Consider the following 26,686-nt stretch of genomic DNA (forward strand, 5'->3'; position numbering starts at 1 on the left):
CTCTATTCTATTGTGGTTTAGTTGTACTTTGTACACTTATTACACACCAAAGGTAAGAAAAAGGATGGAATTATTAAAAATAATTGCACAAAGTACACTTATATGGATTTCAGTTTTTCTAGGATATAAATAGTTGTACAAAGTACAATTAACTTCTTCTTTTATCATCGGTAGCAAAAGAAAGAGACTCAGTCAGCAGACAAAACTTTATTCAATAAAAATTACTCATTCACTTGAAGCATTATTAGAGACGCACATTCATTCGGAGTAACTTTTTATCGGTTTTAAACAACTTTAGCATTGTTTGCTTTAGTGCTTTGGAATCCTGAGCCCAGAGAATGGTGTTTCTAGGTGATTTTATTGTGGAGTGAGTGTGTATTTGTTTTAAATATAACCTGATCTTTTCCTTCAGTTTATTTTGACAAAAACCCCCGCAGCGCTTACCATTCAATATAGAAAGAAAGGAGAGGGTAGCCTTGAATTGGCTCGGATCATTGCAGCAATTGGGCAGAGCCATAATGCTTCCTACCATGGTACTGCCGGCGGCAGCCATTTTGCTTAGTTTGGGCAGCTTACCTTGGTCTGCATGGGGACTTTCTTCGGTATCCGAAGTGGCTACATACGCTGGGCAAGGAATCTTTTATTTTATGCCTTATTTGTTCGCTGTGGGTGTAGCATGGGGATTATCCAATCAAGCTGGAACGGCGGGTCTTGCAGCACTGGCTGGAATGTTCACTTACGACCGGATTGTTACCCATATGGGAGACGGGCTTGTACAACCTGCAACACTTATCGGAATTTTGCTGGGTATAGTTGCCGGTATCGCTCAAAACCGGTTCAAAAATATCAAGCTTCCAGAGGCGATACAGTTTTTTGGAGGTTCGCGTTTTGTTTTGCTGTTCATGGGATTGTTTTCGGCTGGCTTTGCATGGGTGATGTTAGGGATCTCTCCACTGCTGCAAAGAGGACTGGATGATCTTTTTCAAGGGATATTGCAGACAGGCGGCTTTGGCGTTTTTATTTATGGAGTGCTATATAGAGTACTAACAGCCTTCGGTCTTCACCATATTCTCAACAATGTGTTTTGGTTTCAGTTTGGAAACTTTACAACTCCTGATGGTAGCACTGTCGTTCAGGGGGATTTGCCACGTTTTTTTGCAGGCGATCCTACGGCGGGCATTTTTATGGCGGGTTTGTTTCCGATTATGATGTTCGCACTGCCAGCCATTGCTTTTGCTATTATTCAGGAAGCGCGCGAGGACTTGAAACCTAAGATTAAAAAGACTTTTATGCGAGCGGCTTTGGTCTGTTTTCTGACCGGGGTTTCGGAGCAGATTGAATTCGCGTTTTTGTTTGCTTCTCCGTATTTATTCGCGATACATACTGTAATGTCTGGCCTCGCTATGGTACTGACCTATATGCTGGGAATTCATCACGGGTTCTCTTATTCGGCAGGAGCGATTGACTTCTTTTTGAATTTGCATCTGTCACAGAGGGCTTGGCTTTTGATTCCGATCGGTATTGGTTATGGGATTGTGTATTATAATTTGTTCCGCTGGGCGATTCGCCGTTTTCAGATCCCGACACCAGGGCGTGAAGAAGGTTCTGAACTTGGTGATTGGGCAGGCAATATCCCTTATCAGGCACCATTGATCTTGGAGGCGCTTGGTGGCAAGGAGAATATCGTACAAGTACAATCCTGTATCACTCGTTTGAGGCTAACCGTCCATAATGATCGATTTATAGATACAGGGGCGCTTAAAGGTCTTGGTTCCGCTGGGATTATCAAGCTCGGTGGCGGGAATGTCCAGGTAGTATTTGGTACGTATTCAGAGTTGATCCGCGAGGAGATTAATAAGCTAATGCTTCGTGATTTGCCGCAGGTGTTGTTCAGTTCTCCGATGCAGGGTAGAATGATGCCCATTGAGGAAGTGCCGGATCACATCTTTGCAGCGAAGCTAGTGGGTGATGGAGTTGCATTTTTGCCGGAAAAAGGGGAGCTTACTTCGCCTGTATTCGGGAAGGTTATGCACGTCTATCCTACAATGCATGCCGTTGGTATTGCTACGCCGGAAGGGCTGGAGGTACTTATGCATATAGGGATCGACACTTCGCAGCTTAAAGGGCCATTTGAGGCGGTTGTAAAAGAAGGCGACAGTGTGGAACCAGGTCAATTGCTTGTTAAATTCGACCTCGCTTATTTGCGTGAGCATGCAGCTTCACTGGCTACACCAATGGTGATTACGAATCCTGATCGAGTAAAATCATGGAGCTATGCTCCATTTAAAAATGTTAAAAAGGGGCAATCTTCAGTAATGTCCGTAGTCTTACATGAAAGTAACGTTGGAGGGATAGAAGGATGATACAAGGCATAGGCGCAGCAGCAGGTGTAGCTATCGGGAAGGCCTTTGTCTTACCGAACTGGGAGTGGAGCTTACCAGACACACAAGTGAACCCAGTGGATCTAGCTAAGGAGTTTGAGCGTTTATACGAAGGTATCCGTACCTCTAAGGACGAGATTGAATTCATCAAAAAAGAATTCAGAGAAGTAGTCGGTCCGGAGGAATCTAGCATTTTTGATGCTCATCTGGCGATTTTGGATGATCCGGTGTTTATGAGCGAAATCCGGGGGATTATTGAACGCCAATATAAGGCGGCGGAAGTGGCTGTTAAGGAAGCGATTGATCATTTTGTAGCGATGTTTGATCTGCTGGATGATGAATACATGAAGGAGCGGGCGGTGGATATCAAGGATGTCGGTAACCGTCTGTTAAAGCATCTTTTAGGTGCTCCTGAGGTCACGCTGCCTTCGGATACACAGCCGTATATTCTCGTAGCGAAGGAGTTGTCTCCTTCCCAGTTAGCTCACTTGAACCCAACTTATGTTCTAGGTATTGTTACTATGATGGGCGGTAAAACCTCACATTCCTCCATTATGGCTCGTGCGCTGGGTATTCCGCTCGTAGCAGGTTTGGAGAATAATTTATCTAACCCAATTCAGACCGGAGACATGCTCGTGATAGATGGAGACACCGGATCAGTGCAAATTCATCCTGATGAGGTAACGATCAATGAATATGTTTCTCTTCGGAATAAGCAGCATAAAAAGAAAGAACAACTGGAATTGCTTGCTACAGTCGATGCCGTCACTAAAGATGGCGTTAACCTGCGATTGGCTGGTAATATCAGCTCAGTCAAAGAACTGAATTTAGCGCTTAAGTATGGAGCCGAGGGTGTAGGTCTATTCCGTACAGAGTTTCTTTACATGGATCGCAGTTCTTTCCCAACCGAGGATGAACAATTCGAAGTGTACAAACAGGTTGTCGAGAAGGTAGGCAGCAATATGGTTGTGATCCGTTCGCTGGATATAGGCGGGGACAAGCATCTGGATTACTTCCAGCTGCCAGAAGAACAGAATCCGTTCCTTGGCTATCGTGCCATTCGAATCAGCTTAAATCGACAGGATATGTTCAAAACTCAGCTAACAGCCATTTTGCGGGCGAGTGCGTATGGGAATGTAAAGCTAATGTTCCCTATGATATCTTCCGTAGAAGAAGTACAAGCAGCAAAAGCTGTACTGGAAGAAGTGAAGTCTGAACTGGAGCTACGGGGCATACCGTTTAATCGGAATATTCCAGTCGGTATTATGATTGAAGTTCCAGCTGCGGTTATGATTGCGGATTTACTGGCGGAGGAAGTTGATTTTTTTAGTATCGGTACGAACGATTTGGTGCAATATGTACTAGCCGTAGACCGAATGAATGAACAAATTGCGCATATGTATCATCCATATCATCCAGCGGTTCTGCGAATGATCCGTATGACTGTAGAAGCAGCGCGTAATGCAAAAATAGATATTAGTGTATGTGGTGAAATGGCGGCAGATGAGCGTTCTTTGCCACTTTGGCTGGAGTTAGGGATTAGTGATCTAAGCATGTCGCCGCAGGCACTGCTGAAGGTTAAACACCGTACCCTGAATACACTGGCTATAGACGCTACAAGGGTTGCCAAAGCTTGCTTCCATCATCGTACAAGCTCGGAAACGGAAGAAATCCTAAGTGCTTATGCTCAGAAAAGCGGTATTACGCTTGGAACGAGCGTGGAAACAAAGGAGAAAGCTTCTTCATAGTTATCAAGCGCTACATCATCAAGTCCACATCAAGGTTCGGCATTCTTGCCGGGCCTTTTTCTTTTTTACTAGATTATTATAAAAAAACAAAACCGTTTGCGCTTCGGCGCAGTCTATACATAGAGCGTGTTGTACAGGAATGATTTATGCGTGAAGGCAAGGGGGGAGGACAAAACAAGGATGGAACACATTATTAAAGACGAAATGGAAATAGTTGCTACGGAAGAAGATACATTCTACGAGCTGGTAGCTGAACAGAAAAGAAAGCTTTACAGCATTGCTTACAGCTATTTGCGAAACGAGGCGGATTCGTTAGAAGTTCTGCAGGAGGCAACCTGTCGTGCATGGATTAAACGTAAAAGCTTAAAGGACTCCGAAAGGTTTGTTCCTTGGTTAACACGCATTCTGATCAATTGTTGTAATGATGAGTTGAAGCGCAGAAAGAGGAATGTTGTCACAGAAGCTACTCGAAGTGATATAGGGATTATGGAGATGAAAAGCGACCGCAGATTGGACATGGAACAAGCGCTGGATGGGGTTAAGCCGAAGTATCGCCAGGTGCTTGTACTCAAATATTACAAGGATATGACCCTTGCAGAAATTGCAGAGGTGCTCGATAAACCGGAGGGTACGGTAAAGACATGGCTCAACAAAGGTCTGAAACAACTGCGTGACAGAATGAAACGGAAGGGGGATCTATTTTATGGCTGAGTCTGAAGAAAAGCTACTTAACGAATATTTTCATAAAATTAATGTCGAGGCTGAGGAAATGCCGGAAGTTAAACTAGACGCCGCGATTCGCAAGGGGATGCAGCTAGGTATCCGAAGAGGGTTCTCTTTTAGAAATAGATACGCTGTTATTACGTTGGCGGTTCTAGCTATAGCCTTATTGATTATTGTCCCATGGGTAAATCAGATGACCAATCCTGTACGTGCGCAGTTACCACCAAAAAGCTGGGGGAAGCTTGAGTTATTTAGACCCATTATTTCTAATAATCTGTCGATTAAATCAGCACTTGATGCAGGTATGTTGAAGGAGGTAGATGTCTCCTCTGCTGAGGTAGATGGGATAACATGGACTGTTAACGGAATCATGGCAGATCATAGAGGTATTGCTGTGCTTTATACAATCCAGAATAATACAGATCAGAAGTTGCAAATGATAGGCCTGTCATTGAAAAAAAATCAAAAGAATAATTACGACCTCACCGGATATAGCGGGTTTAGCAATTCTAATGCACAAGAGGCAGGTTCACCTGGGACGACCCGCATGTTAGAACAAATCGTCTGGGATAAATATCGAGAGGATCTGACAGATGAGTTGAATATTACATTATCTCTATATCCAGAATCCAAGGACCCTTCTAGGTCGAGCATGGATATTAAAAAGCTAAGTGTTAAAATTCCGCTGGAAGACGATAACAACTATTTTAAGGGAGAACTTGTTGATCTGAAGGATAGTCTGTCTATTGGTGGACAGAAAATAAAAATGGATAATGTCTATATTGGACCTACGGGTATTTACATACGGGAAACCTTTGACAAAGAGAATACAATGAGGATTTTTAATATGCTTTCACCTAAGCTGGTTATCGGGAAAGGGGAGCATCAAGAGGAGTTAATGCGGGTAAGTGGTGGTTCTTCAGTAGTAGGGGGCTTGAAAACTTATATCTTCCACAATGACAATATGAGACTTGCTGAACCAATCAAACTAGAAGTTGAAGGAATCTCTGCTCTAGATCAATCAAAGGCCGAGCTTGTGATTAACACGGAAACACAGCAGATTCTAAAAGCACCGGATAACAATCTAACGATTTCAAAGCGGATGGAGAACGAAGAGCAGGGAATTCTGTTATTGGATTACTTTATTCCTAAAGATGATATGGAGGCGCTTGCTGATAGCGGTTTTGCATTGGACGATAATTTTGTGGATAGTACTGGAAGTGGGCATTGGTTGGGACGGGTTAAAGATGGCTACTCACGATATAAAGAATTTAATGAAGATAGTAGGGGAACTACAGTAACCTTTTTCTTTAACATAGGGGAGGAAAAGCTACCACAACCCTTGACTTTCAAATTTAATTCTTATCCAAACGTAATCAAGGAGAAAGCGTCCATTCGAATTAAGTAAGTAGCTCGAAAGTCGAGTGAAGCAAATCAAGAGCCCTGTTCCTCAAATTGAGAGACAGGGCTTGTTTGATTTTAAACTTTAATTCTACTGTTTATTCCCCAGCTAACGCATCACAAAAAGCTTTGCCATAGGGCGGCAGATCTGGCGGGCGACGAGCAGAAATAATATGTCCATCCGTAACCACAGCTTCATCTTTCCATATCGCTCCGGCATTCTCCATGTCATCACGGATGCCGGGTGTGGAGGTGACGGTTACACCTTCCAGAATTTTAGCGGAAATTAATACCCAGCCTGCGTGGCAAATCTGCCCAATAGGTTTCTTAGCTGCATTGAAATCCTGTACTAGCTTTAGTACGGCACTGTATCTACGGATTTTATCAGGGGCCCAGCCACCAGGAACTAAAATCCCGTCATAATCTGCGGCATTAAGATCGTCCCAGGAGTACTCTGCTTTTGCAGGCACACCATATTTGCCGATGTATGTTTTATCTTTTTCCAAACCTGCCAAGTGAACCTCAGCGCCTTCTTCTCTTACTCGGTACACGGGATACCAGAGCTCCAAATCTTCAAATTCATCGTCTACGAGTGCTATGACCTTTTTTCCAGCTAGTCTCATTTTGTTAAGCTCCTTTCGTATCACATGATCCTTCATATTCTATCAAATTTAAAATACGAAGTCATCTGAAGGGTTGTAAATTATAGACGAATTGCCAATTTAATCATTATATGCAATTAAAGAGGGTTTTAATCGAGGGAGGTCGAATATAGAAATTGAAAAGTCATACTTTGTACTTAATTCATTTCTTGCAAGAGGTGTAGAAGATGTATACAGATAACTTAATGGAGAAGTTGTGTAGCTGTGGTGGCCTCATGAACTTACATATGCATTCATTGATTTTTAATACGAGGGTGAAGATTACACATGTCCCTGTCTATACTTGTCCGAAATGTACTAGTTATGAGCCCTTGTCGTTTATTAAAGCAGATTTAGGAAAGTTAGTGAAAGAATTGAACGCGGATGTGCCAAGACAAGATTTTTCGTTTACTCAAAGAAATGAATTAGCTAGTGTCCTAAAAGAAGCTTTGACAGAGGTTATTGTCGGAGGATTTCAAGAATTAGAGTTGGCTATCCGAGAGACAATTCAGGCTAGAGTGGATATGTTACTTGATCTATACCGACTAGCTGAGGGGCTTAAAGACCAGAATTGGATGGAAGAAACTAGTCGAAGACTGTCTCAATTAACGTTCCAAACGACCAAAAACGCAAATTATTAAAACATTCTGTGAAAATAATGAAAAACTTTCACGGAATGTTGGATTTTTCACTCACTTTTTGTTACGATAGATAGAAGTTACATTATTGTGCTCGTGAATAGGGAAGCCTACACTAGTCAAAAATTGTAATTAGGGGTTACGTCTTCAGCCTTGAAAGAAATTTTGAAAGGAAAATGAAGCGTTATCATTGCACAATTGTACAAAGTGTCGTATCATATTTTTAATTAGTCGAACGATAAAATTTATCGCAATGGAGAGAGTAATTTGACGGTAACCATTTACGATGTAGCTCGAGAAGCAGGCGTATCTATGGCTACGGTATCACGGGTTGTGAACAATAACCCTAACGTGAAACCGCAGACCCGGAAGAAAGTTTTTGAAGCGATTGAGCGTTTGGGATATCGTCCCAATGCCGTGGCGAGAGGACTTGCCAGTAAGAAAACGACAACCGTTGGGGTTGTCATCCCTGATATTTCAAACTCGATTTTTGCAGAAATTGCACGCGGGATTGAAGATATCGCGAACATGTATCATTACAATATCATATTGTGTAACGCGGATAAGCGTAAAGAAAAGGAAATCCGTGTCATCAATACCCTTTTGGAGAAACAGGTCGATGGTCTGCTCTTCATGGGTGGTACGGTAACCGAAGAACATATTCAAGCTTTCCAGACTTCTGCAGTTCCGATTGTCCTATGTGCTACACGGGATGAGAAGGGAACTTATCCTTCCGTTGACATCGATCATGAAACCGCTGCTTTTGATGCAGTGAATACTTTGATTCGTCACGGTCACCGAGAAATCGCAATGATCAGTGGTACACTCCAGGATCCTGCGAATGGATATGCACGTTTCCATGGTTATAAGAAGGCACTTGAACAGGCTGGAATCGAGTATCAAGAAGACTTGGTACGTATCGGTAACTACCGCTATGAATCTGGTGTCGAAGCCATGAAGTATTTCCTTGGACTCAAGAAGAAGCCAACCGCTATTTTTGCCGCAACCGACGAGATGGCTATTGGTGCAATTCACAGTATTCAGGATGAAGGCCTGAAGGTACCGGATGACTTCTCCATTATTAGTGTGGATAACATCCGTATGGCTTCGATGGTTCGTCCATTGTTGACAACTGTAGCCCAGCCTATGTATGACCTAGGTGCGGTAGCAATGAGACTTTTGACGAAACTCATGAAGAAAGAGACGGTTGAGAATCCGCGGGTTATCTTGCCTCATGAAACGATTCTCCGCTTGTCTGTTAATCATCTGAATAAGTAATTTAAGAACTAAACAGTATTTCCGTAAAAAGCTCCTTTTGGAGCTTTTTATGTTTTTTACAGAGTAAATCATCGGAGGAGGCGTTATCTTTGCCTGAAATAATCGGATTAATTGGTGCGATGGATGAAGAGATTAAGCTATTACTAGAAAGGATGGAGAATAAGGAGACGAAGGTCAAGGCAGGAATTCATTATTACATAGGAAATATATTAGGAAAGTCTGTAGTGCTCTGTAAATCTGGGGTTGGTAAAGTAAATGCAGCAGTTACGACACAAATTCTAATTGATTCCTTTGGTGTGTCTCGTATGTTGTTTACTGGGGTTGCTGGGGCTGTACACCCTGAATTGAATATTGGAGATATTGTAATATCATCTACTTGTGTTCAGCATGATATGGATGCTACAGCACTTGGCTTTTCAAAAGGTGAAATACCTTATCAGGATAATTCTGTCTTTCAGGCAGACCCTTCATTGGTACTCCTTGCTGAGAGGGCGTGTAACGAGTTAGGCCAAAAGTACTTGGTCGGCAAAGTACTTTCAGGTGATCAATTCATTTCTAATGCGAAGATTGTAGCCAAATTAAGAGAGGAATTGGACGGAGCGTGCGTGGAGATGGAAGGGGCGGCGGTTGCACAAGTGTGTGTGATGAACGCCACTCCCTTTGTTATTATTCGTTCGATGTCTGATAAGTCTGACGGGTCAGCAAATGTGAGTTTTAAGGAGTTCACGGTGGAAGCCTCAGGGCGCTCACATTCTATATTAGAATATATGCTGCAGCATCTTTAATACTCGTTTAGTACATGAAGCGCTGTCTAAAGCGTACCCTGTCGAAAGTCTCCTGTGAGGACATAGGTACCTCTTGTCCAATACGAACCATTAGGCAGTTTGCTGGATGTGAACAGATTTCAGGATCATCCGTAGCATACCAAACCATATTTACAGTTTTCATTAGCCGCTCCATCATTTGACGATAAGCCCACACATCAAGTCCACTCCCTTTTAAATCCCAGTGCCAATAATACTCTGTTGTAAAGACGATACAATTCTCCAATTGCTCTTGCTCAAAAGCAGTGGAAATCAGCAGCCGGCCTAGTCCGGCTCCCCTATAATCATTACTCACCTCAATAGCTCCAAGCTCAATTAGATCCATCATTCCACCCTGTGACCAAAGCTCCATTTCATCCGGATAATGAAAGGTTACATAGCCTATTATAGTGCCATCCTCTACAGCTGTAATTATACGTCCTTCTGGCAGGCTAGCAATCTCTATGAGAGCTTCTTGCTGTTCCATCGGTTTGCGGAAGGCATCAAGATCATGATGCATGTGGAGGGCTTTAAGGTCCTCTGGAGATCGGGGGCCACTTATTGTTATTGTTCTACCTTTATATGAAAGCGTATGGGAAACAGGGATTTTACGATGCTCCATAGCCGTGCTCCTTTCGGATGATAAAATATGGAATGTAAACGTTTGCTATGTTATACTAATTCAGACATAAAAAATTCACATTCATTGCATTGACATCATTATCTAAGAGAAGAGTCTTACCCTTAAAGCTTAAATCAAACGAGTGAGGGAGGCAAGAGTGATGGGTCAAGTCCATAGCGAAATTTTGCCTGGCCGTGTGCAGAGCTCCAATATGTCTGATTACACCCAGGCAGTAGCCAATTTTAAGTGGGAGGATGTTGAACGTAACTTCTCATGGTATGACACTGGAAAGGTTAATATGGCACATGAAGCAGTGGATCGCCACGTTCAAGAAGGACGGGGAGCGGCAACGGCCCTGCTCTACAGTGATGCGGTGCGGGATGAATCCTATACATTTGCCGATCTGCAGGAACGGTCGAATCGGTTCGGAAATGTATTGCGTAAATATGGTATCGGTAAGGGAGATCGGGTATTTATTTTTATGCCTCGTCAACCGGAACTATATTTTAGTTTACTAGGTATTCTGAAGATTGGGGCAATAGCGGGCCCTCTGTTCGAAGCCTTTATGGAAACAGCAGTTAAGGACCGGCTGGAGGATAGTGGTGCGGTTGCTTTAGTTACTACTCCTGAACTACTTCATCGTGTGAAGCGAGATGAGCTTCCGAATTTGCGTCATATTTTTCTAGTAGGCGGTACCACTGATATCGAGCAAGGTAACTTAGGTTTCACTGAGGAGATGGATAACGCGTCTTCTGAGCTCGAATTGGAATGGCTTGACCTGGACGATGGCCTTATCATGCATTATACATCTGGTTCTACAGGAAAACCTAAAGGCGTTTATCATGTGCAAAGAGCAATGATTCAACATTATTATACAGGTAGAGTGGTGCTGGATCTACGTCCAGATGATATTTACTGGTGTACAGCTGATCCAGGCTGGGTGACAGGAACATCTTACGGAATATTTTCTCCCTGGTTAAATGGGGTAACGAATGTCGTGAGAGGGGGACGCTTTAGTCCTCAGGATTGGTATAAGACGATTGAACGAAATAAGGTTAGTATTTGGTACAGTGCACCTACAGCATTTCGTATGTTGATGGGGGCAGGAGAGAGTTCAATTCAGGGAATTGATTTGAGCAGCCTGCGCCATGTCCTGTCTGTTGGAGAACCGTTAAATCCTGAAGTGGTGCGGTGGGGAGATAAGTTCTACAATCAGCGCATTCATGATACCTGGTGGATGACAGAGACGGGAGCGCAACTGATCTGTAATTATCCTGGAATGGATATCAAACCAGGTTCTATGGGCCGTCCGTTGCCAGGCATTGAAGCAGCGATTTTAGATGATCGAGGCAATGTTCTCCCACCATTCTCAATGGGGAATCTTGCAATACGGACGCCTTGGCCATCCATGATGAATTCGATCTGGAACAATAAGGCGAAGTATGAGGAGTATTTCCGCATTCCTGGTTGGTATATTTCTGGTGATTCTGCTTATATGGATGATGATGGATATTTCTGGTTTCAAGGACGGATTGACGACGTTATCAACTCTTCTGGTGAGCGTATAGGACCTTTTGAAGTGGAGAGTAAATTGGTAGAGCATCCTGCTGTGGCAGAAGCGGGTGTAATTGGTAAACCAGACCTGGTGCGTGGGGAAATTATCAAGGCTTTCATTTCGCTGAGAGAAGGCTATACTCCTACAGCTGCTCTCAAAGAGGAGATCGCGGCATTTGTTAAAGCCGGACTGTCTGCGCATGCTGCGCCGAGAGAGATCGAATTTAAGGATAAACTTCCTAAGACACGATCAGGTAAAATCATGCGGCGTGTATTAAAGGCTTGGGAGCTTCATCTCCCAACTGGCGATTTATCAACGATAGAAGATTAGAATGGATCATAAAAAAACACCGTTCCCTAATGAATTTAAGGGAACGGTGTTTTGTTGTGTGAAGTTATTCTTCGGACTACCGGTTAATGGTTTCCAGTCGTATTGCCGGCTGTACCACTATTACTGTTTCCGTTACTGCTACCTTCGCCAGATGGCGTTGAAGTAGGCGTAGGTAGAATGGTTCCAGGAATCTCGATATCCTCTCCTGGTGTACTCTCAGAGCCTGTGGAAGGCGTTGTCTCCGGTTGCTGATCTGGAGTTGGTGTTGCTTCCGGAGTTGGTGTAGTGCCTCCAGCAACGCTACCAGAAGCTGTCTCATTACCTGCGACATCAACAGCACTGACATAGAATGTTGCATTGGCACTCGCAGGAGTTCCTGGCGAGAATACCTTGCTCTCGTCAGCCATAATTACAGCTTGCTTCTGGAAAGACCCGCCGTTTAAAGAACGGTATAAGCGGTACCCTACTACATCTGGAGAGCCGCTTGGGGAGAAGCTGATCACAGCTTTTCCAGTGCTGTATGAGACACTTACATTTCCAGGAGCAGAAGGCGAAGTACCGTCGTCCACGCGTGGATCGACTTCAGTAGGGAAATCTGTCTTAGCATCGGCTGGCATATAATACTCCAGCGATTTATGCTCCTTCATCTTAGGGAAGGCTGCCAAGAGTTCCTTAACTAATTCCTGGATCGGCTTTTCACGTTTAACGACGATTTTTTCTTTCAGGAAATCCTCTGGTGTACCTTCGAGTGGGATATAGTTGACGCCATTGTAAGTAATATACTTGGCTTTGGAAATCCCATCGTCGCTCTCTTTAGGTACATATTTCGCATTGAAAAGATCTGTTGTGAATTTGTCAGTTAGAGCCGTTGGCAGCTTACCGCTGTACGCGGAAACTGTCTTTTTGGTAATTCCTTCAGGTTGTGTGAATTTGTCTGTAACGAACAAGTCTGGCTGCTTATCAATAACAGCATTCATGACTTTAGCCCATAAGGTCTGTGCTTGTCGTTTTTGTGTATCTCCTGTAAGGGTATTAATTTGTTCCTTATAACCAACCCACATGCCAAGTGTGACATCAGGGGTGTAGCCCATGAACCAGACATCTCCATAGTTCTGAGTGGAGCCAGTCTTACCTACAATCGGAATGTCTTTAAAGTGTTTATAATCTCTTCTTACTGTGCTTGCAGTACCTTCTGTGATTACTGTACGCAGCATATCGGTCATTAGATAAGCAGTTTGCTCAGAGAATACTTGTTCAGGGTTAACCTTGTGCTGATAAACGATCTTGCCTTCCGAATCCACAATCTTCTCAATCATATAAGCATCATTAAATGCTCCCTTATTGCCAATGGCGGAATAGGCATTGGTTAATTCCTCAACGGATGTACCGTATCGAAGACCGCCTATAACCCCAGTCTGCGCTCTGTAATCATCTTCGGTGAGTGTAGTGATCCCTAGCTTTTTAGTAAAGGCCCAAGCATCCTCTATTCCGACCTTCTCGTTAAATAGTTTAAGCGCCGGTATGTTGAGGGATTTATTAAGTGCATAGCGAGCCGTAACTAAACCCTGATAGCGATTGTTAGCATTTTTAGGGATATGGAAGCCTTTCCCGCCATCCTTCAAAATGATTGGAGCATCATCTAAGATTCCAGCAGGTTGAATCAGTCCTGCATCTAAGGCAGGTAAGTATGCTGAAATCGGCTTCATCGTTGAGCCGGGTTGCCGGACCATTTGGGTTGCGTAGTTCATTTGCTCGATATTAAAATCGCGGCCCTCAATCATACCGAGAATGGCTCCGGTCTTGTTGTTGATCAAAATGCCAGCCGTCTGTTCAACACCTTTTGTTTTGCTGTCCTTGGTGAAATTACTACTATCTTCGGAAATACTGTGCATTGCACTGTATACTTTCTTATCAATCGTGGTATAGACTCGGTAACCGCCGGTCATTAACTGTTGTCTTGCTTCCTCAAGAAGTACGGCATTATCACTAGAGCTAGTGGTATCAGCTGTACTGTTATTCTTTTCATTTAGTGACAAAAGAATCTCAGATGCTTTACGCTCCGTCTCCATCATTAGGTATGGATATGTAGCATAGGCTTTCTTAGTGTGAGGAGCGAGAGAGCTTTTAATATCAAACTTGAGTGCTTCATCATATTGGGAGGTAGTGATCTTGTTCTCCTCTAGCATACGACGAAGTACAAGCTGTTGACGATCCATAGCTCTATTGAACGCCTTTGCGTTGAATTCTCCAACACCATTGAATGCTGAATAAGCGGAGGGGAGCTGTGGAAGACCGGCCAAATACGCCGCTTGGGCAATATTCAACTTGTCTAGATCATCCAGACCGAATATACCTTTGGATGCAGCTTTAATCCCAAATACGTTATAGCCATTCGAGCCATTACCGAACGGAACCTTGTTCAGATAAGCCGTTAAAATCTCTTGCTTGGTCAAGAAGCGTTCTAGTCTAAGTGAAAGTAGAATTTCTTTTGCTTTACGATCTTCTGTTCGATCCAGATTGAGAAATACACGTCTTGCGAGCTGTTGAGTAAGTGTACTGCCTCCGGTCTGAACGGATTCATTTAATATCTTTTGTTTGACGGCACGTAAGGTGCCTTTGAAATCCACGCCATTATGCTCATTGAAATTATTGTCCTCTATAGCGAGAACTGCATCAATAATAATCTGGGGGATGTCGTTGTATTGAATGAGCCTTCGATCTTCTTCTGTACGAAGCTGGCCGATCGGTGCGCCATCACGGAAGTATGCGAATCCGGTGATCGCATTTTGTCCGACTTGTTGTTGAATCATTTCCTCAGAGCGAACAGGTTCATCTTTCACCATGGAAGTGACATATCCTGCTGCTGCACCACCGACGAACAGAATGCCTATTATGCCAAGAATAAACATCCACTTAACTACAGAACCGAACCTGCTAAGCCCAGATCTGCGGGGTGAAGGCTTCTTTACGTTTTTTTTCTTGTTCTCTTGAACCATCGACGATAATTCCTCCTTTTAACGGAATTATTATAGCACAAATTGGCGATTTTGAATGCAGTCGGAGTGTTCATTACCTATTAGAATAACAAAAAGCCTCCGGATAAATCCGGAGGCTTTGGTCATACTCGCTATAAGCGAGATATTAACGGTTGTAGAACTCGACGATTTGTTTCTCATCGATATCCTGGGAAAGCTCGGAACGTTCTGGCAAACGAATGTATTTACCTTCGAAAGATCCTTCAGCAGATTCCAGGTAAGCTGGAAGGTGGGAACGGTTAGCAAGAGCTTCTTTGATGGAAGCCATGCTTTGGCTTCTTTCGCGAAGACCGATAACGTCGCCCAAGCTTACACGGTAAGAAGCGATGTCGACTTTTTTGCCGTTAACAGTTACGTGTCCGTGGGATACCAACTGACGTGCACCAGCACGGGAGTTAGCAAATCCAAGACGGTAAACTAGGTTGTCCAAGCGGCTTTCAAGCAAGAACATGAAGTTTTCGCCCGCAAGACCTGGAAGCTTTTGTGCTTTAGTGAAGAGAGTTTTGAATTGTTTCTCTCCCAAACCATACATGTGACGCAGTTTTTGTTTTTCCAAAAGCTGCATTCCGTAGTTACTTACTTTTCTGCGTTGGTTAGCTCCGTGTTGTCCTGGTGGAAAAGGGCGTTTCAAGTCTTTTCCTGTACCGCTAAGGGAAATGCCCAGACGGCGGCTGAGTTTGAATTTAGGTCCGGTGTAACGTGCCATGTTATAGTAGACTCCTTTATAATTGAAATTTCAGGGTAGGGCCTATTTGCGCCGCATTTCGTATCCGTGATTAGCATTAATGGCTTCCACACTGCCAGGGAAGTTCAGCCGCTGCCCTGGCAGTAACGAAATGCGTGAGGGTGACACAACGTTACGCCCAAGTAAGACTTGTTACAGTCTTGTTCAACAATAAATATTATATGAATACAGTATATAAAGTCAAGCGCTTATTAAAAGAGTTTTTGTCAATCTTTGTCGATAGTTCTTTGGTCCTAAAAAAAAGTCCCGGAAATGATGAAAATATAATGCAATGCACAAAGAAAGGGAGTAAAATATAGTTAATTAGTTGTTACTAGAGAAGATAGTTTTCTTAATCAAGATGCAAAGGGGATCTTCGTTATGTCAGAGCAGAAAGCATACGTCCATAAAGACAGCCGTATGCTGTTACAGGACAACTTACACGCTAGTAGAGATTCCGAAGATCCCACCGCCTGGCTTAGGGAAACGGAAATAGTAACGCATGACTTCCCTTATCTAGCAAATTTGATTGCAGACAGTTTCAATGAATGGTTTGGTGGGCTCAATGTCCTTCCATTCTCTAGATCATGGGAATGGTGTGTGCTGAATTTTGAAGGTAAATATTTAAACAATAGTTTGGATCAACAAGAACTATGGAGGCAGCAGTGGGAACAGGCGGCTGCTTCTAGCTTGATTTCAGAAACAATCTCTGCCGTTCCGTTAACCGTAGAAGGTAAGGATCTGAGTTTTTTTACCATACCGCTATTCACTCGCGTCGACAATAAAATTTTTGCATTTTTGGGCTGTTCTATGCCTACGCAACAATATGAAATGGGTGGACGAGATACTGCAGAAGCTATGTCGCTGCATTACCGCACCTGTTTTTATCATAAGTTTGAACATATATTTGTAGCTGATCTTGCAAGTACCCATATTCATGCAGAACGTGAAAGCAATCGTCGTTCATTGTTATTTCAGATTGTTCAGCGGATGCATGACAATATTGATGTAGATGCTGTACTTTCGGAAGTCATTGATAGCATCTCTGCGATGTATCCTGGAGCCAGACTCGATCTGTATATGTCACAAGATCATCGAAGCACTAATCCGCAGGTCAAACCGTTACCTTTCCACATGTCCAGTGATGATGTCTGTGCCAGGGCGTTCAAGGATGGACGTGTTGCGCTGCACACTAGTGATGAAAATCACCGAAATGTAGAAATAGGACTTCCGTTAGGTGGTAAGCAGGGGGTTTATGGGGTATTCCATATGGTGATGGATAATCCAATCTTCCCTGACGTTGATTTACGGTTTCTCACAATGGTAGCCGATACAGCAGGGACTGCTTTTGAGAACGCCAAGCTTTATGAGCGCTCCAATCAGCTAATCCGTGAGCTTCGCATGAGTAATGAGCTTACCCAGCGTTTGAATCAAAGCTTGCGTTTAGGCGATATTTTTCAATTTGCGTTTGAAGAGCTACTTGAAATGTTTGGTGCAGATTACTGCTGTATCTTACATTTGAATGAGGAAAAGGGTGGCCTAGAAGTTATTGCCTGCAACCATCCCTCATTGCAAAATGAAGTATTAGAAGTAGGGGCAGGTTTAGGTGGAAAGGTGTATTCCACAGGTGAATCACTGATCATGTCTGACTACATAGATAATCCTAAGACAACTTCCCGACTAATGAATGCTACCGGTTCGCAGTCGTTGATTGCCACACCTCTTAGTGTGGGTGGAGAAGTGCGAGGTGCGATTATGCTGGCACATCGAGATTCTCATTATTTTTCCTATGACAACTACAGGCTATTGCAGGCGATGGCGGGACATATTGGTCTAGCAGTAGGTAACGCCAGGCTACATGCTGAAGTCAGACGTCTTGCGAATAGAGATAGCCTAACAGGTCTCTATGCTCGTCATTATTTGGACGAAGAGATAAAAGAAAGACAGTCTACGGACTTCTGCGGTTGTTTAATTGTTGTGGATATTGATCAGTTCAAAATCGTGAATGATACCTATGGTCATCAAAAAGGCGATAAGATTCTAAAAGAGGTTAGTGAAATTGTGAAATCTTCCATCCGTCAAGGCGACATTGCTGCGAGGTGGGGTGGGGAGGAGCTCTCCGTTTATTTACCGTTAATGGGAATGCAGCAGGCGGGTTATGTAGCTGAGCGTATACGCAAACGCGTTATGGAAGAAACCGAACCTAGTGTAACGGTATCCTGCGGAATAGCGGAATGGAGCTGGATGGACGATCGAGTAAGTGTTGAGTCATTATTTTATCGAGCGGATATGGCGCTGTATAAAGCTAAGAATAACGGCCGGAACCAAGTTGTTTTTGATACGAAAGAAAAGGATAGCAATATTAAGAACCCATGAGGTAAGCCTTATGGGTTCTTTTTTTATATGCACAGTTATTCTGGCTCTAATTGCGGTATAAGGCTTGCAGGAAGGGAGAACCCTATACGTGGGTTGTACTTAAGTAAAATACTCCGAGAAAGGCCTGAGGTCCGTGAGAAAGCTATTATTACTTAAGGGAGGAGTCCCTCTAGTTCTGACACTGTATTGCCTGTTATGTAGCGGATGTAGTGTCATAAGAGACAAACCTGCGAAGGAAGATTTAAGTTTGGCGTTGGCAGGGATGGCTGGAAGTGATGAGGTTGTTTTTGAAGGGGCGAATATGCTGAAACGAGGGGGAACAACGGTTCCTGAATCCTTATTGTTCTACGGAGGCACAGTGGAGGATCATAAAAAGGTCAAGCTGTACACGCTTCTTCCAGATAAATCTATGACCAAAAAAACAGCAGCTGATGGCGTTAAAGACTTAAAGAGTAGCGCATATGCTCTGAAACCTTATTACAGTCAGTTAGAGAAAAAAGAGGGCAGATGGGAACTTCAGACTACTGAAAATTCCTCGGAGGAGGGAAATCCATTACCTGCGCTAAATCCGCTAAAGCAACTTGAGGAGCTTGAGTCCATGGAGACGAGTGTAACCGAAGAGGCTGGAGCTGGCAGAGGGACAAGTGTGCTGCGAATCGAATTGACGCCTTCAGAGGCTAGAAAGCAGCTGTCAGCTGAATTGGAGAAAGAGATGCAGAACCTTCGTCCTAAAGTCCCCGAATCCGCTGAGAACAACGCAGAGGCTGATCAGGCAGTGACGAAAGCTTTGGAGAAGCTGTGGCAGAAGAAAAATAATGAGCTACAGCAAAAGCTGAAACAGGCTAATGTAGAAACGGTCTACCACCTAACGGTTGATAAGAAGCATAATCTTCCCAGAAGGCTTACCTTGAATCGAAAAGTAAGCTATTCCGGTGAAATGATGAATAAATCTGAAAATGAAACTTATGTATCTAAGGTGGATTTCACAGGCTACCGTTAATCTTTACATGGTTATGCAGGTCTTGCGCTCCATAAAGGGCGTGCTACAATAGAAAAGCATGCTTATTTTTCAGACAGAGGAAGGAAGAGTACACAATGAAAGATCCCAGAATTCAAAAGCTGGCGGCAAATCTTGTAGGTTATTCCGTAGATGTTCAGCCAGGCGAGAACGTGCTTGTAGAAATGATTGGCAATGAAAGAGATTTAATCAAAGCTGTTGTTGAGGAAATCGGTAAAGCTGGCGGTCATGCTTTTGTTCAGTTGACAGATCGTACAGTCCTACGCAGCATGCTTAAATATGCAACACGTGAGAGTCTTCAGACATGGGCTGAAATTGACTTGAACCGGATGAAGCAAATGGATTGCTATATCGGCATCCGTGCAGGTGAGAATGTAAATGACCTGTCCGATGTTCCAGAAGAAAATATGAAATTGTATAATTCTTTGTATTCCCATCCAGTGCATAGTGAACAACGCGTGAAGCATACGAAGTGGGTAGTATTACGTTATCCCAATGCGAGTATGGCTCAGCTTGCAAATATTAGTACAGAAGCATTTGAGGACTTTTATTTCGAAGTGTGTAATTTGGATTACGCCAAAATGGACAAGGCTCAGGATGCATTGGCTGATCTCATGCGCAGAACAGATAAGGTACATATTTCAGGTCCTGGAACAGATCTTAAGTTCTCCATCAAAGGAATCGGTGCAGAGAAATGCTCTGGACAAAAGAATATTCCGGATGGCGAGGTTTACAGCGCTCCTGTTCGTGATTCTGTAAATGGAACGATCAGCTATAATGCACCATCCGTTTATAACGGAGTGACTTTTGAAAATATCAAATTCAAATTCGAGAACGGTAAAATTGTTGAAGCAACAAGCAATGACTCCGCTCGCTTGAATGAAATCCTGAATTCAGATGACGGCGCACGTCACATTGGAGAATTTGCCATAGGCTTTAACCCTTACATTTTGCACCCAATGAATGACATTCTGTTCGATGAGAAAATTGCAGGCAGCCTGCACTTTACACCAGGACAAGCATATGATGTTACAGATAACGGAAACCGGTCCTCCATTCACTGGGATCTTGTATTAATCCAACGTCCAGACTATGGCGGCGGGGAGATTTATTTTGACGATGTATTAATCCGTAAGGATGGAATCTTCGTGTTACCAGAACTGGAAGGTCTGAATCCTGAAAACTTGAAATAAGCTGTAAAAGTAAGAAAACACCTTGCACAAGTAAGCGGATTCAAGGTATCATAAGAAATGATTACAAATGACTTATGTTTCATAATCAAGTTGCGGAGGGATTTCTATGTCCAGTAACAATGCGGCAATCGTTGATATTGCTCAAACGGCAGGTCAGTTCAACTCTTCAATCGTTCTTCAAGCGGACAACAAGTACATTGATGTTAAGAGTATCCTTGGTTTGTTCACGACTTTGGTATCAAGCCAAAGCTACGAGCTTCATGTTCACGGAACAGATGCAGAAGAAGCTAAGAAGGCAATGAGTGAAGTTTTTGCTAAACACGGTTTGAACTTTACAGTTGTAGCTGAGTAATAGTTGTATGTAAAGACGTCCTACCGATTTACGGTGGGGCGTTTTTTCTAGAAATAGATGAGGAATTAATGCCAGCCCTTATAAACAACATAGCTGCTTCTTTCAAATAAATGGTTAGTATAAACAGAATTGTTGTATTGATATCCGATTTCGACTAATATTAAGTAAAATAGTAAAAGCAGCTTAACTTTTGGACATGGGGGGGAAGAGGCATGACTTCGTCGGAATTACAGGAACAGTTTAATCTTAAAGCGATCAATCTTCTACAAGAAGATGCCGATAAAATTCAGCAACTTATTGAAGTGCAGATGGAAAATCTGGCAACACGCTACTGCCCTCTCTATGAGGAAGTGCTCGATACCCAAATGTACGGTTTCTCAAGAGAGGTCGATTTTGCGGTTAGAGCAGGTTTGGTGCCAGAGATTACCGGTAAAATGGTGCTGAGTAAGCTGGAGCGGAATTTAGCAGTACTCTATGAGGCATTGAATAACAAAGCAAAAGAAGAATAAGTTTTGATTTATAGTATTCATAGAAACGCACATGAGGACAGATCGTCACTCATGTGCGTTTTTTTTGAGATTTATAGAATGAATAGGGAAGTATTTATACTAGATAAAAGGAGACTCCGAGAATTAGATAAACCGTTAATAGCAAGAGACCCTCATACCAGTTGGTCGAACCATCCTGAGTGATTGATTTGGCAATAAAGACGGCGACACCAATGGCGACAATTTCGATCGTTGTAAACACAATGTCCATAGTATCACCCATGAAATAACTGGCGAAGATAAGTACAGGCGCTACAAATAGTGCAATTTGAAGACTGCTCCCGACAGCGATTTCTACTGCCGCACCGATTTTGTTCTTCATGGCTAGCATAATGGCTGCACTATGTTCTGCGGCATTACCGATGATTGCCACGAGGAAGGCGCCTACAAACAGTTCACTAAATCCAAAGCGCTCAGTTAGTGTCTCAAGCGTCCCTACCAGCCACTCACTCACAAAGGCTACCATCACGGTAGCAAGAAGTAGATAAAGGATGGATCTGTTTCTGGACCACTTAGGCGCATGCTCATGAGCCATTTCTTCCTTACCGGCTTCTGTAACGTCCTCTAGATGTTTCTTGTGCGTAATCATGGAGAAGACCAGCCAGGCCATGTACGAAGCGATGAGCAGCCCAGCAACGATTAAACTCAGCACGTCTGTATCTTTTTCAGTTATGGAATGGGTATTGAAGAACATAGCCGGTACAAATAAAGCGATCACCGCTACGATCATAAGGGAACCGTTCATACCGGCAAGGGTTACGTTAAAGTTCTGTACTTTGAACTTCATTCCGCCAGCGAAAATACTTAAACCGAGGACAAGCAGCAGATTGCCAATAATGGAACCGGTAAGACTGGCTTTCACCATGTCGAACAGTCCTTCCTTCACTAAGAAAAAGGCAATGATTAGCTCTGCGGCATTACCGAAGGTAGCGTTTAGGAAGCCGCCTAACCGCTGTCCAGCATAATGTGCTACACTTTCTGTGGCGCGGCCCAGAAAGCCAGCCACAAACACAACGGCTACTGCAGAGAGAACGAACTGAAGCGTGTGGTCCCAATCTGCATAATGACCTATGGCACTAAGGATAAAGGTGATTGCCAGCAAAGCTGGTGAAATCCATTTTTTCAATGTAAAGTACACTCCAATCTATGTATTCAGGATCAATTCATAATCAATATACCCAAATTATTCCTAAGTGTAAACGAGAAAGCGAGAAACTGATTTGCTTTTTAGCCTGTTTAGGAATTACAATAATTGATAATGAGTTAAGGGGGGATATGGCATGGCAGAACAACTTCAATTGGAAATGGGAAATATACGAATTTCAAATGACGTCGTCTCGAAAATTGCCGGATTGGCTGCCTTGGAGACTCCAGGTATTGCAGCCATGTCAGGTGGCCTATCAGAGGGCTGGGCAAAGCGTCTTAGTGGTAAGAACGTCCAAAAGGGCGTTACCGTTGAAGTGGGACAGCTAGAAGCAGCAGTAGACCTGCGTATTATAGTTCTCTATGAAACTCCGATACATGAAGTGTGCCGGATGCTTCAACAGAACGTACGCGAAGCTGTGGAGAGCATGACTGGACTTCATATTGTTGAAGTGAATGTCAAAGTTGAAGGCGTAGCCTTCAAGAACGATGAAATTGCTTAATGCAAAAGAGCTTGTACATAAAAAAGCAGTCCAAGATATTTAACTTGGACTGCTTTTTTATATATTCTATTACATCCGGATTTATGAATCTTACCGGGAACGAACTTGTCTAACCGTAGTTACAGATTTCGTGACTTCCTCTTTAGCTGGAAGATTAGTTTCTCTTGAAATGCTCAGCATAATTCCCATGGACAGCATACTCACAAGAAGTGAAGAACCGCCGTAGCTGATAAATGGCAAGGTTACACCAGTAAGCGGAATCGTCTTCGTTACACCACCAATATTGACAAAGGCCTGAATGGCAATGAGGCCCATAATACCAATGCCCACTAGTGTGCCAAAGGGATCCTTACACCTTAATGCGATTAAAATACCTCGCCAGATAAAATACAGATATAACATCAGAAATAATGCCGTTCCTACAAAGCCGAATTCTTCACCAATGACGGGGAAAATAAAGTCCGTATACGGGTATTTAAGATAATCCAGCTTTTGAATGCTTTTGCCAAAGCCAGAGCCACTGACTCCACCTTGTCCGAGAGCGGTCAAAGACTGAATAATATTATATCCTTCGCCTTCAGGATCCTGATAGGGATCTATGAAAGCTTGAATACGGCCTTTTTTATAGTCTTGATTGGCGGCTACTTTGTCGGTTGCGGGGGAAAGGGAATCAATCGCTGCTTTAGCCCCCATAACAATTCCTACCCCTAGCACCAAGAGTGCAATAGAGCCCAGGATATGCTTCATGCTGGCACCGCCTGCATAAATGACAAGTCCACTGGTAGCCACGAGAATAAGGCATGAGCCCAAATCTGGCTGCATCATAATAAGTCCGGCAACTATACCCACAATGACCATTACAGGGATATATCCTGTACGGAAATCTCTAAACCGTTCACCTTTTTTGGTAATTAGTGCAGAGAGATACAGGATAATTGATATTTTGGCCAGCTCGGTAGGTTGGATCCCTAGCGTCCCGATACTTAACCAGCTCTTGGCGCCATTGATTCTTTCGGAAAAGGCTACAAATAGCAGGAGAATTATGGTGATGATAAAGATAGGCACATACCACTTCTTGAATTTACTGTAGTGAATGTTCATGGCTGTAAACATAACAACGATTCCAAGTACGATCCATATCATCTGGCGTTTCATGAAAAATAGAGGGTCATTACTGAACTTCGAGCTTGCTAAGGTCAAACTGGAGCTAGCACTGAAGACCATGACTAGACCGAAACCCACAAGTAGTAGTGTTAAGATAAGTAGTTGGAAATCGGGTGTTCCTCTTTTGGGCAGGCTGACATTTTGTTTCGTCTTTCCCTTTCTGTTACTCAAGCCTCCAACATCTGCTTTAATTCGAGAATCCGAGTAGCAGCAGTGTCCAATACTGGTTTAGGTACCGGGGAGTCATACTCCAGGCCATGGGGGAATGTTGCTTTCCCTAAGTATACGGCTTCAATTGCAAGTACGGCATCAGCTTTCTCCAGCTTCCCCTCGACAGCGCGAGTGTTGATGCGTAGAAAGTATTCGCCACCATCCTGTGGGTCTTCAATTTTGCAGTCGTAAGTGGCACGATAGTATTCCCATTGCCAGCGAATGAAGCCAGCCTTTGTCGCACTCTCGTCCAGATAGAGAAGATCACTCTTCAATCCTACGAGGCCCGTGTTCTCAAAAATCATAGCACGCATATCCCCCTTATGAAGTATAATGATGAATTCATGATCCGTTTGCTGATGTTCTACCTCATGATAGTATGTTTCTAAACGTTGTGCAAGAGTAGGCACCTCCTAACGATACCCAGTTTTTTGCGTTTCTGCTACAATAAAAGAATTATAGCCGTATACGGCTGGAACAAAGTGTACAGGACTGCTGTCGCATGCTATTGATGCGGGTTTATGAAGAAGGGGATGGAGAACGTATGAAGAGCTTAGCGGTTGATTCGCTCATGCCGGAGATCGTGGAATGGAGACGCCATTTACACCGTCATCCGGAGTTGTCTTTTCATGAAAAGGAAACGTCAGCATTTATAGCAGACAAGTTAGCAGAATTCGGCATCGAAGTTAGAAGAAGCACGTCCGGGTATGGTGTAACAGGTATATTGCGAGGACATCGGCCGGGGAAAACGGTAGTCCTTCGCGCGGATATGGATGCACTACCTATTAAAGAGGAGAATAAGAATGACTACGTTTCGCAAAATGAAGGGGTTATGCATGCCTGTGGGCATGATGGACACACTTCAATACTGCTGGGTGTAGCCTTTTACTATAGCAGCCGCCTTGAAGAGTTAGAAGGGGAGCTGCGTTTTCTTTTTCAGCCTGCGGAGGAAGTATGCCCGGGTGGAGCACAGGGGATGATTGCCGAAGGCGTGCTGGAAGGCGCGGATGCGGTGTATGGTTTGCATTTGTGGACTCCGCTTCCAATGGGGACCGTGGGCAGTGCGCCAGGACCTCTTATGGCATCTGCTGATGAATTTTTCATTGATATCATCGGCAGGGGCGGACATGGCGGTATGCCGAATCGCACGATAGACAGTATTGTAGCCGGGGCAGCGCTTGTGACTCAGCTTCAGAGCATCGTAAGCCGCTCTGTGAACCCGCTGGAGCCCGCTGTTCTCAGTGTAGGAACCATTCAAGGGGGATTCGCCCAGAACGTCATAGCTGAGCGTTGTCGCATTACAGGAACCGTACGGGCGTTCGACGAGGAGACCCGTTATCTGATCCGCAGCAGAATCGAAGAAATGACAGTTTCAATAGCTGGCGCATACGGTGCAGAAGCTAAGATAGACTATGTTATGGGATATCCGCCACTCGTAAATCACGAGGGGGAATACCAGCGTTTTTCCGAGGTGGCACCGGGAGCACTAGGAGAAGCTGTTCAAGTGATTCGCATGGAAAAGCTGATGCCAGCTGAGGATTTTGCCTACTATGTAAAAGAAATTCCTGGCTGCTTTATGTTCGTAGGGGCTGGGAATCCAGACAAAGATGCAGCTTACCCGCATCATCATAGCAAGTTTGATTTTGACGAGGATGCTATGTTGCATGGGATGAAATTATTGATCGCTATGGCGAATTCCTGTTTGCAAGAGAAGACAATCGTATAATTTCGTTTCATAGAGGAGAACCTATTCCATAACATGGAGATTATGATTAGGAGGGTTCGTTCTTGAAGACAGTGAAAGAGGTTATGACGAAGGAGCCTGTAGCAGTCACACTACTGGATAATGTGTATGAAGTCGCTGTTAAAATGAGAGATCATGACACTGGATTTATACCAGTCATTGATAATGAAGATGATAAGACATTACTCGGTGTAATTACAGATCGTGATCTAGTGATTAGAGGTTACGCGGCTAAACACCCTGGATCAACAGCTGTGGAAAAGGTAATGAGTAGAGAAATTCAGACCGTCTCAGAGAATACATCTGTAGATGAGGCTGCAGAACTGATGTCGAGCTGGCAAATTCGCAGATTGGCTGTGACTAGTGGCCAGAAGCTGATTGGTGTAGTGTCCATCGGTGACTTGGCTGTGCGCAACATTTTTGCGGACGAGGCTGGCGAAGCACTTCATGATATTTCGCAGCAGCATTTACATTAAATAGTTTGATAGGGAAGCTCATGACCGTTATGCGGGGATGAGCTTTTTCCTGTTCAAATATAAGAAAATATAGATTTCAC

Annotated in this window: 23 protein-coding genes; 16 read left to right on the forward strand and 7 right to left on the reverse strand. The window is 43.6% G+C overall.

Annotated features, from left to right (window positions below):
- Positions 1–476 precede the first annotated feature (476 nt).
- The 4 genes from NYE25_RS01895 to NYE25_RS01910 all read left to right on the forward strand — a co-directional run bounded on the left by NYE25_RS01895 (position 477) and on the right by NYE25_RS01910 (position 6,260).
- Positions 477–2,363, forward strand: coding sequence for a glucose PTS transporter subunit IIA (locus NYE25_RS01895; RefSeq protein WP_076282943.1), 1,887 nt, complete (start codon positions 477–479; stop codon positions 2,361–2,363).
- Positions 2,360–4,129, forward strand: coding sequence for a phosphoenolpyruvate--protein phosphotransferase (gene ptsP, locus NYE25_RS01900; RefSeq protein WP_341060538.1), 1,770 nt, complete (start codon positions 2,360–2,362; stop codon positions 4,127–4,129). Before NYE25_RS01895 ends, ptsP begins: the two co-directional genes overlap by 4 nt.
- A 180-nt stretch (positions 4,130–4,309) precedes the next feature.
- Complete coding sequence (locus NYE25_RS01905) at positions 4,310–4,840, forward strand: sigma-70 family RNA polymerase sigma factor (protein ID WP_341144979.1); 531 nt, start codon at positions 4,310–4,312, stop codon at positions 4,838–4,840.
- Positions 4,833–6,260 carry a DUF4179 domain-containing protein gene (locus tag NYE25_RS01910; protein ID WP_341144980.1) on the forward strand — a complete coding sequence of 476 codons (1,428 nt, stop codon included), beginning with the start codon at positions 4,833–4,835 and terminating at the stop codon, positions 6,258–6,260. The genes NYE25_RS01905 and NYE25_RS01910 overlap by 8 nt, the downstream gene beginning before the upstream one ends.
- A gap of 91 nt (positions 6,261–6,351) precedes the next feature.
- Here the strand turns inward: NYE25_RS01910 and NYE25_RS01915 are convergent, their stop codons facing one another.
- Positions 6,352–6,876: a type 1 glutamine amidotransferase domain-containing protein gene (locus tag NYE25_RS01915; RefSeq protein ID WP_042126813.1), complete on the reverse strand. Its 525-nt coding sequence runs from the start codon at positions 6,874–6,876 to the stop codon at positions 6,352–6,354.
- A gap of 254 nt (positions 6,877–7,130) precedes the next feature.
- Here NYE25_RS01915 and NYE25_RS01920 point away from each other — a divergent pair, with 254 nt between their 5' ends.
- The 3 genes from NYE25_RS01920 (at position 7,131) to NYE25_RS01930 (ending at position 9,595) form a co-directional block, all read left to right on the forward strand.
- Complete coding sequence (locus NYE25_RS01920) at positions 7,131–7,535, forward strand: hypothetical protein (RefSeq protein WP_341144981.1); 405 nt, start codon at positions 7,131–7,133, stop codon at positions 7,533–7,535.
- A gap of 264 nt (positions 7,536–7,799) precedes the next feature.
- Positions 7,800–8,810 carry a catabolite control protein A gene (gene ccpA / locus NYE25_RS01925; protein ID WP_042187330.1) on the forward strand — a complete coding sequence of 337 codons (1,011 nt, stop codon included), beginning with the start codon at positions 7,800–7,802 and terminating at the stop codon, positions 8,808–8,810.
- A gap of 89 nt (positions 8,811–8,899) precedes the next feature.
- Complete coding sequence (locus NYE25_RS01930) at positions 8,900–9,595, forward strand: 5'-methylthioadenosine/adenosylhomocysteine nucleosidase (protein WP_341144982.1); 696 nt, start codon at positions 8,900–8,902, stop codon at positions 9,593–9,595.
- A gap of 7 nt (positions 9,596–9,602) precedes the next feature.
- On the opposite strand, the gene NYE25_RS01935 is transcribed toward NYE25_RS01930, so the two are convergent.
- A complete protein-coding gene (locus tag NYE25_RS01935) occupies positions 9,603–10,235 on the reverse strand; it encodes a GNAT family N-acetyltransferase (RefSeq protein ID WP_341144983.1) in 633 nt (210 codons plus the stop codon).
- A gap of 160 nt (positions 10,236–10,395) precedes the next feature.
- Here NYE25_RS01935 and acsA point away from each other — a divergent pair, with 160 nt between their 5' ends.
- On the forward strand, positions 10,396–12,120 hold the full coding sequence (gene acsA / locus NYE25_RS01940; RefSeq protein WP_076282936.1) for an acetate--CoA ligase: 1,725 nt from the start codon (positions 10,396–10,398) through the stop codon (positions 12,118–12,120).
- Positions 12,121–12,203: 83 nt separating this feature from the next.
- Here the strand turns inward: acsA and NYE25_RS01945 are convergent, their stop codons facing one another.
- Both NYE25_RS01945 and rpsD read right to left on the reverse strand, forming a co-directional pair.
- Positions 12,204–15,116 (reverse strand): transglycosylase domain-containing protein, encoded by a 2,913-nt coding sequence (locus NYE25_RS01945; protein ID WP_076282935.1) that lies wholly within the window; start codon positions 15,114–15,116, stop codon positions 12,204–12,206.
- 145 nt (positions 15,117–15,261) lie between these two features.
- Entirely contained in the window at positions 15,262–15,861 is a 600-nt protein-coding gene (rpsD, locus tag NYE25_RS01950; protein WP_042187338.1) for a 30S ribosomal protein S4, read from the reverse strand.
- A gap of 399 nt (positions 15,862–16,260) precedes the next feature.
- Here rpsD and NYE25_RS01955 point away from each other — a divergent pair, with 399 nt between their 5' ends.
- The 5 genes from NYE25_RS01955 (at position 16,261) to NYE25_RS01975 (ending at position 21,327) form a co-directional block, all read left to right on the forward strand.
- Entirely contained in the window at positions 16,261–18,255 is a 1,995-nt protein-coding gene (locus tag NYE25_RS01955; RefSeq protein WP_341144984.1) for a sensor domain-containing diguanylate cyclase, read from the forward strand.
- Between the two features lie 247 nt (positions 18,256–18,502).
- Positions 18,503–19,255: a hypothetical protein gene (locus tag NYE25_RS01960; RefSeq protein WP_076299461.1), complete on the forward strand. Its 753-nt coding sequence runs from the start codon at positions 18,503–18,505 to the stop codon at positions 19,253–19,255.
- 95 nt (positions 19,256–19,350) lie between these two features.
- Positions 19,351–20,466 (forward strand): aminopeptidase, encoded by a 1,116-nt coding sequence (locus NYE25_RS01965; RefSeq protein WP_076282932.1) that lies wholly within the window; start codon positions 19,351–19,353, stop codon positions 20,464–20,466.
- 106 nt (positions 20,467–20,572) lie between these two features.
- On the forward strand, positions 20,573–20,818 hold the full coding sequence (locus tag NYE25_RS01970) for an HPr family phosphocarrier protein (RefSeq protein WP_042126831.1): 246 nt from the start codon (positions 20,573–20,575) through the stop codon (positions 20,816–20,818).
- Positions 20,819–21,030: 212 nt separating this feature from the next.
- A complete protein-coding gene (locus tag NYE25_RS01975; protein ID WP_042126833.1) occupies positions 21,031–21,327 on the forward strand; it encodes a YlaN family protein in 297 nt (98 codons plus the stop codon).
- 94 nt (positions 21,328–21,421) lie between these two features.
- Here the strand turns inward: NYE25_RS01975 and cax are convergent, their stop codons facing one another.
- Positions 21,422–22,492, reverse strand: a complete 1,071-nt coding sequence (gene cax / locus NYE25_RS01980) for a calcium/proton exchanger (RefSeq protein WP_042187348.1) — start codon at positions 22,490–22,492, stop codon at positions 21,422–21,424.
- 154 nt (positions 22,493–22,646) lie between these two features.
- Between cax and NYE25_RS01985 the strand changes: the two genes are divergently transcribed.
- On the forward strand, positions 22,647–23,012 hold the full coding sequence (locus NYE25_RS01985) for an Asp23/Gls24 family envelope stress response protein (protein ID WP_042126837.1): 366 nt from the start codon (positions 22,647–22,649) through the stop codon (positions 23,010–23,012).
- A gap of 90 nt (positions 23,013–23,102) precedes the next feature.
- Here NYE25_RS01985 and ftsW read toward each other — a convergent pair whose 3' ends face one another.
- Together ftsW and NYE25_RS01995 are read right to left on the reverse strand one after the other, a co-directional pair.
- Positions 23,103–24,347 (reverse strand): putative lipid II flippase FtsW, encoded by a 1,245-nt coding sequence (gene ftsW, locus NYE25_RS01990; RefSeq protein ID WP_076282931.1) that lies wholly within the window; start codon positions 24,345–24,347, stop codon positions 23,103–23,105.
- Positions 24,344–24,691, reverse strand: coding sequence for a YugN family protein (locus NYE25_RS01995; RefSeq protein WP_076282930.1), 348 nt, complete (start codon positions 24,689–24,691; stop codon positions 24,344–24,346). Before NYE25_RS01995 ends, ftsW begins: the two co-directional genes overlap by 4 nt.
- Positions 24,692–24,930: 239 nt before the next feature.
- On the opposite strand from NYE25_RS01995, the gene NYE25_RS02000 reads away from it, so the two are divergent.
- Together NYE25_RS02000 and NYE25_RS02005 are read left to right on the forward strand one after the other, a co-directional pair.
- On the forward strand, positions 24,931–26,112 hold the full coding sequence (locus NYE25_RS02000; protein ID WP_076299508.1) for a M20 family metallopeptidase: 1,182 nt from the start codon (positions 24,931–24,933) through the stop codon (positions 26,110–26,112).
- 62 nt (positions 26,113–26,174) lie between these two features.
- On the forward strand, positions 26,175–26,606 hold the full coding sequence (locus NYE25_RS02005) for a CBS domain-containing protein (protein ID WP_341060542.1): 432 nt from the start codon (positions 26,175–26,177) through the stop codon (positions 26,604–26,606).
- Positions 26,607–26,686 lie beyond the last annotated feature (80 nt).

The organism is Paenibacillus sp. FSL E2-8871 (genome assembly GCF_038000345.1).
In the GTDB taxonomy this organism is placed as follows: domain Bacteria; phylum Bacillota; class Bacilli; order Paenibacillales; family Paenibacillaceae; genus Paenibacillus_AQ.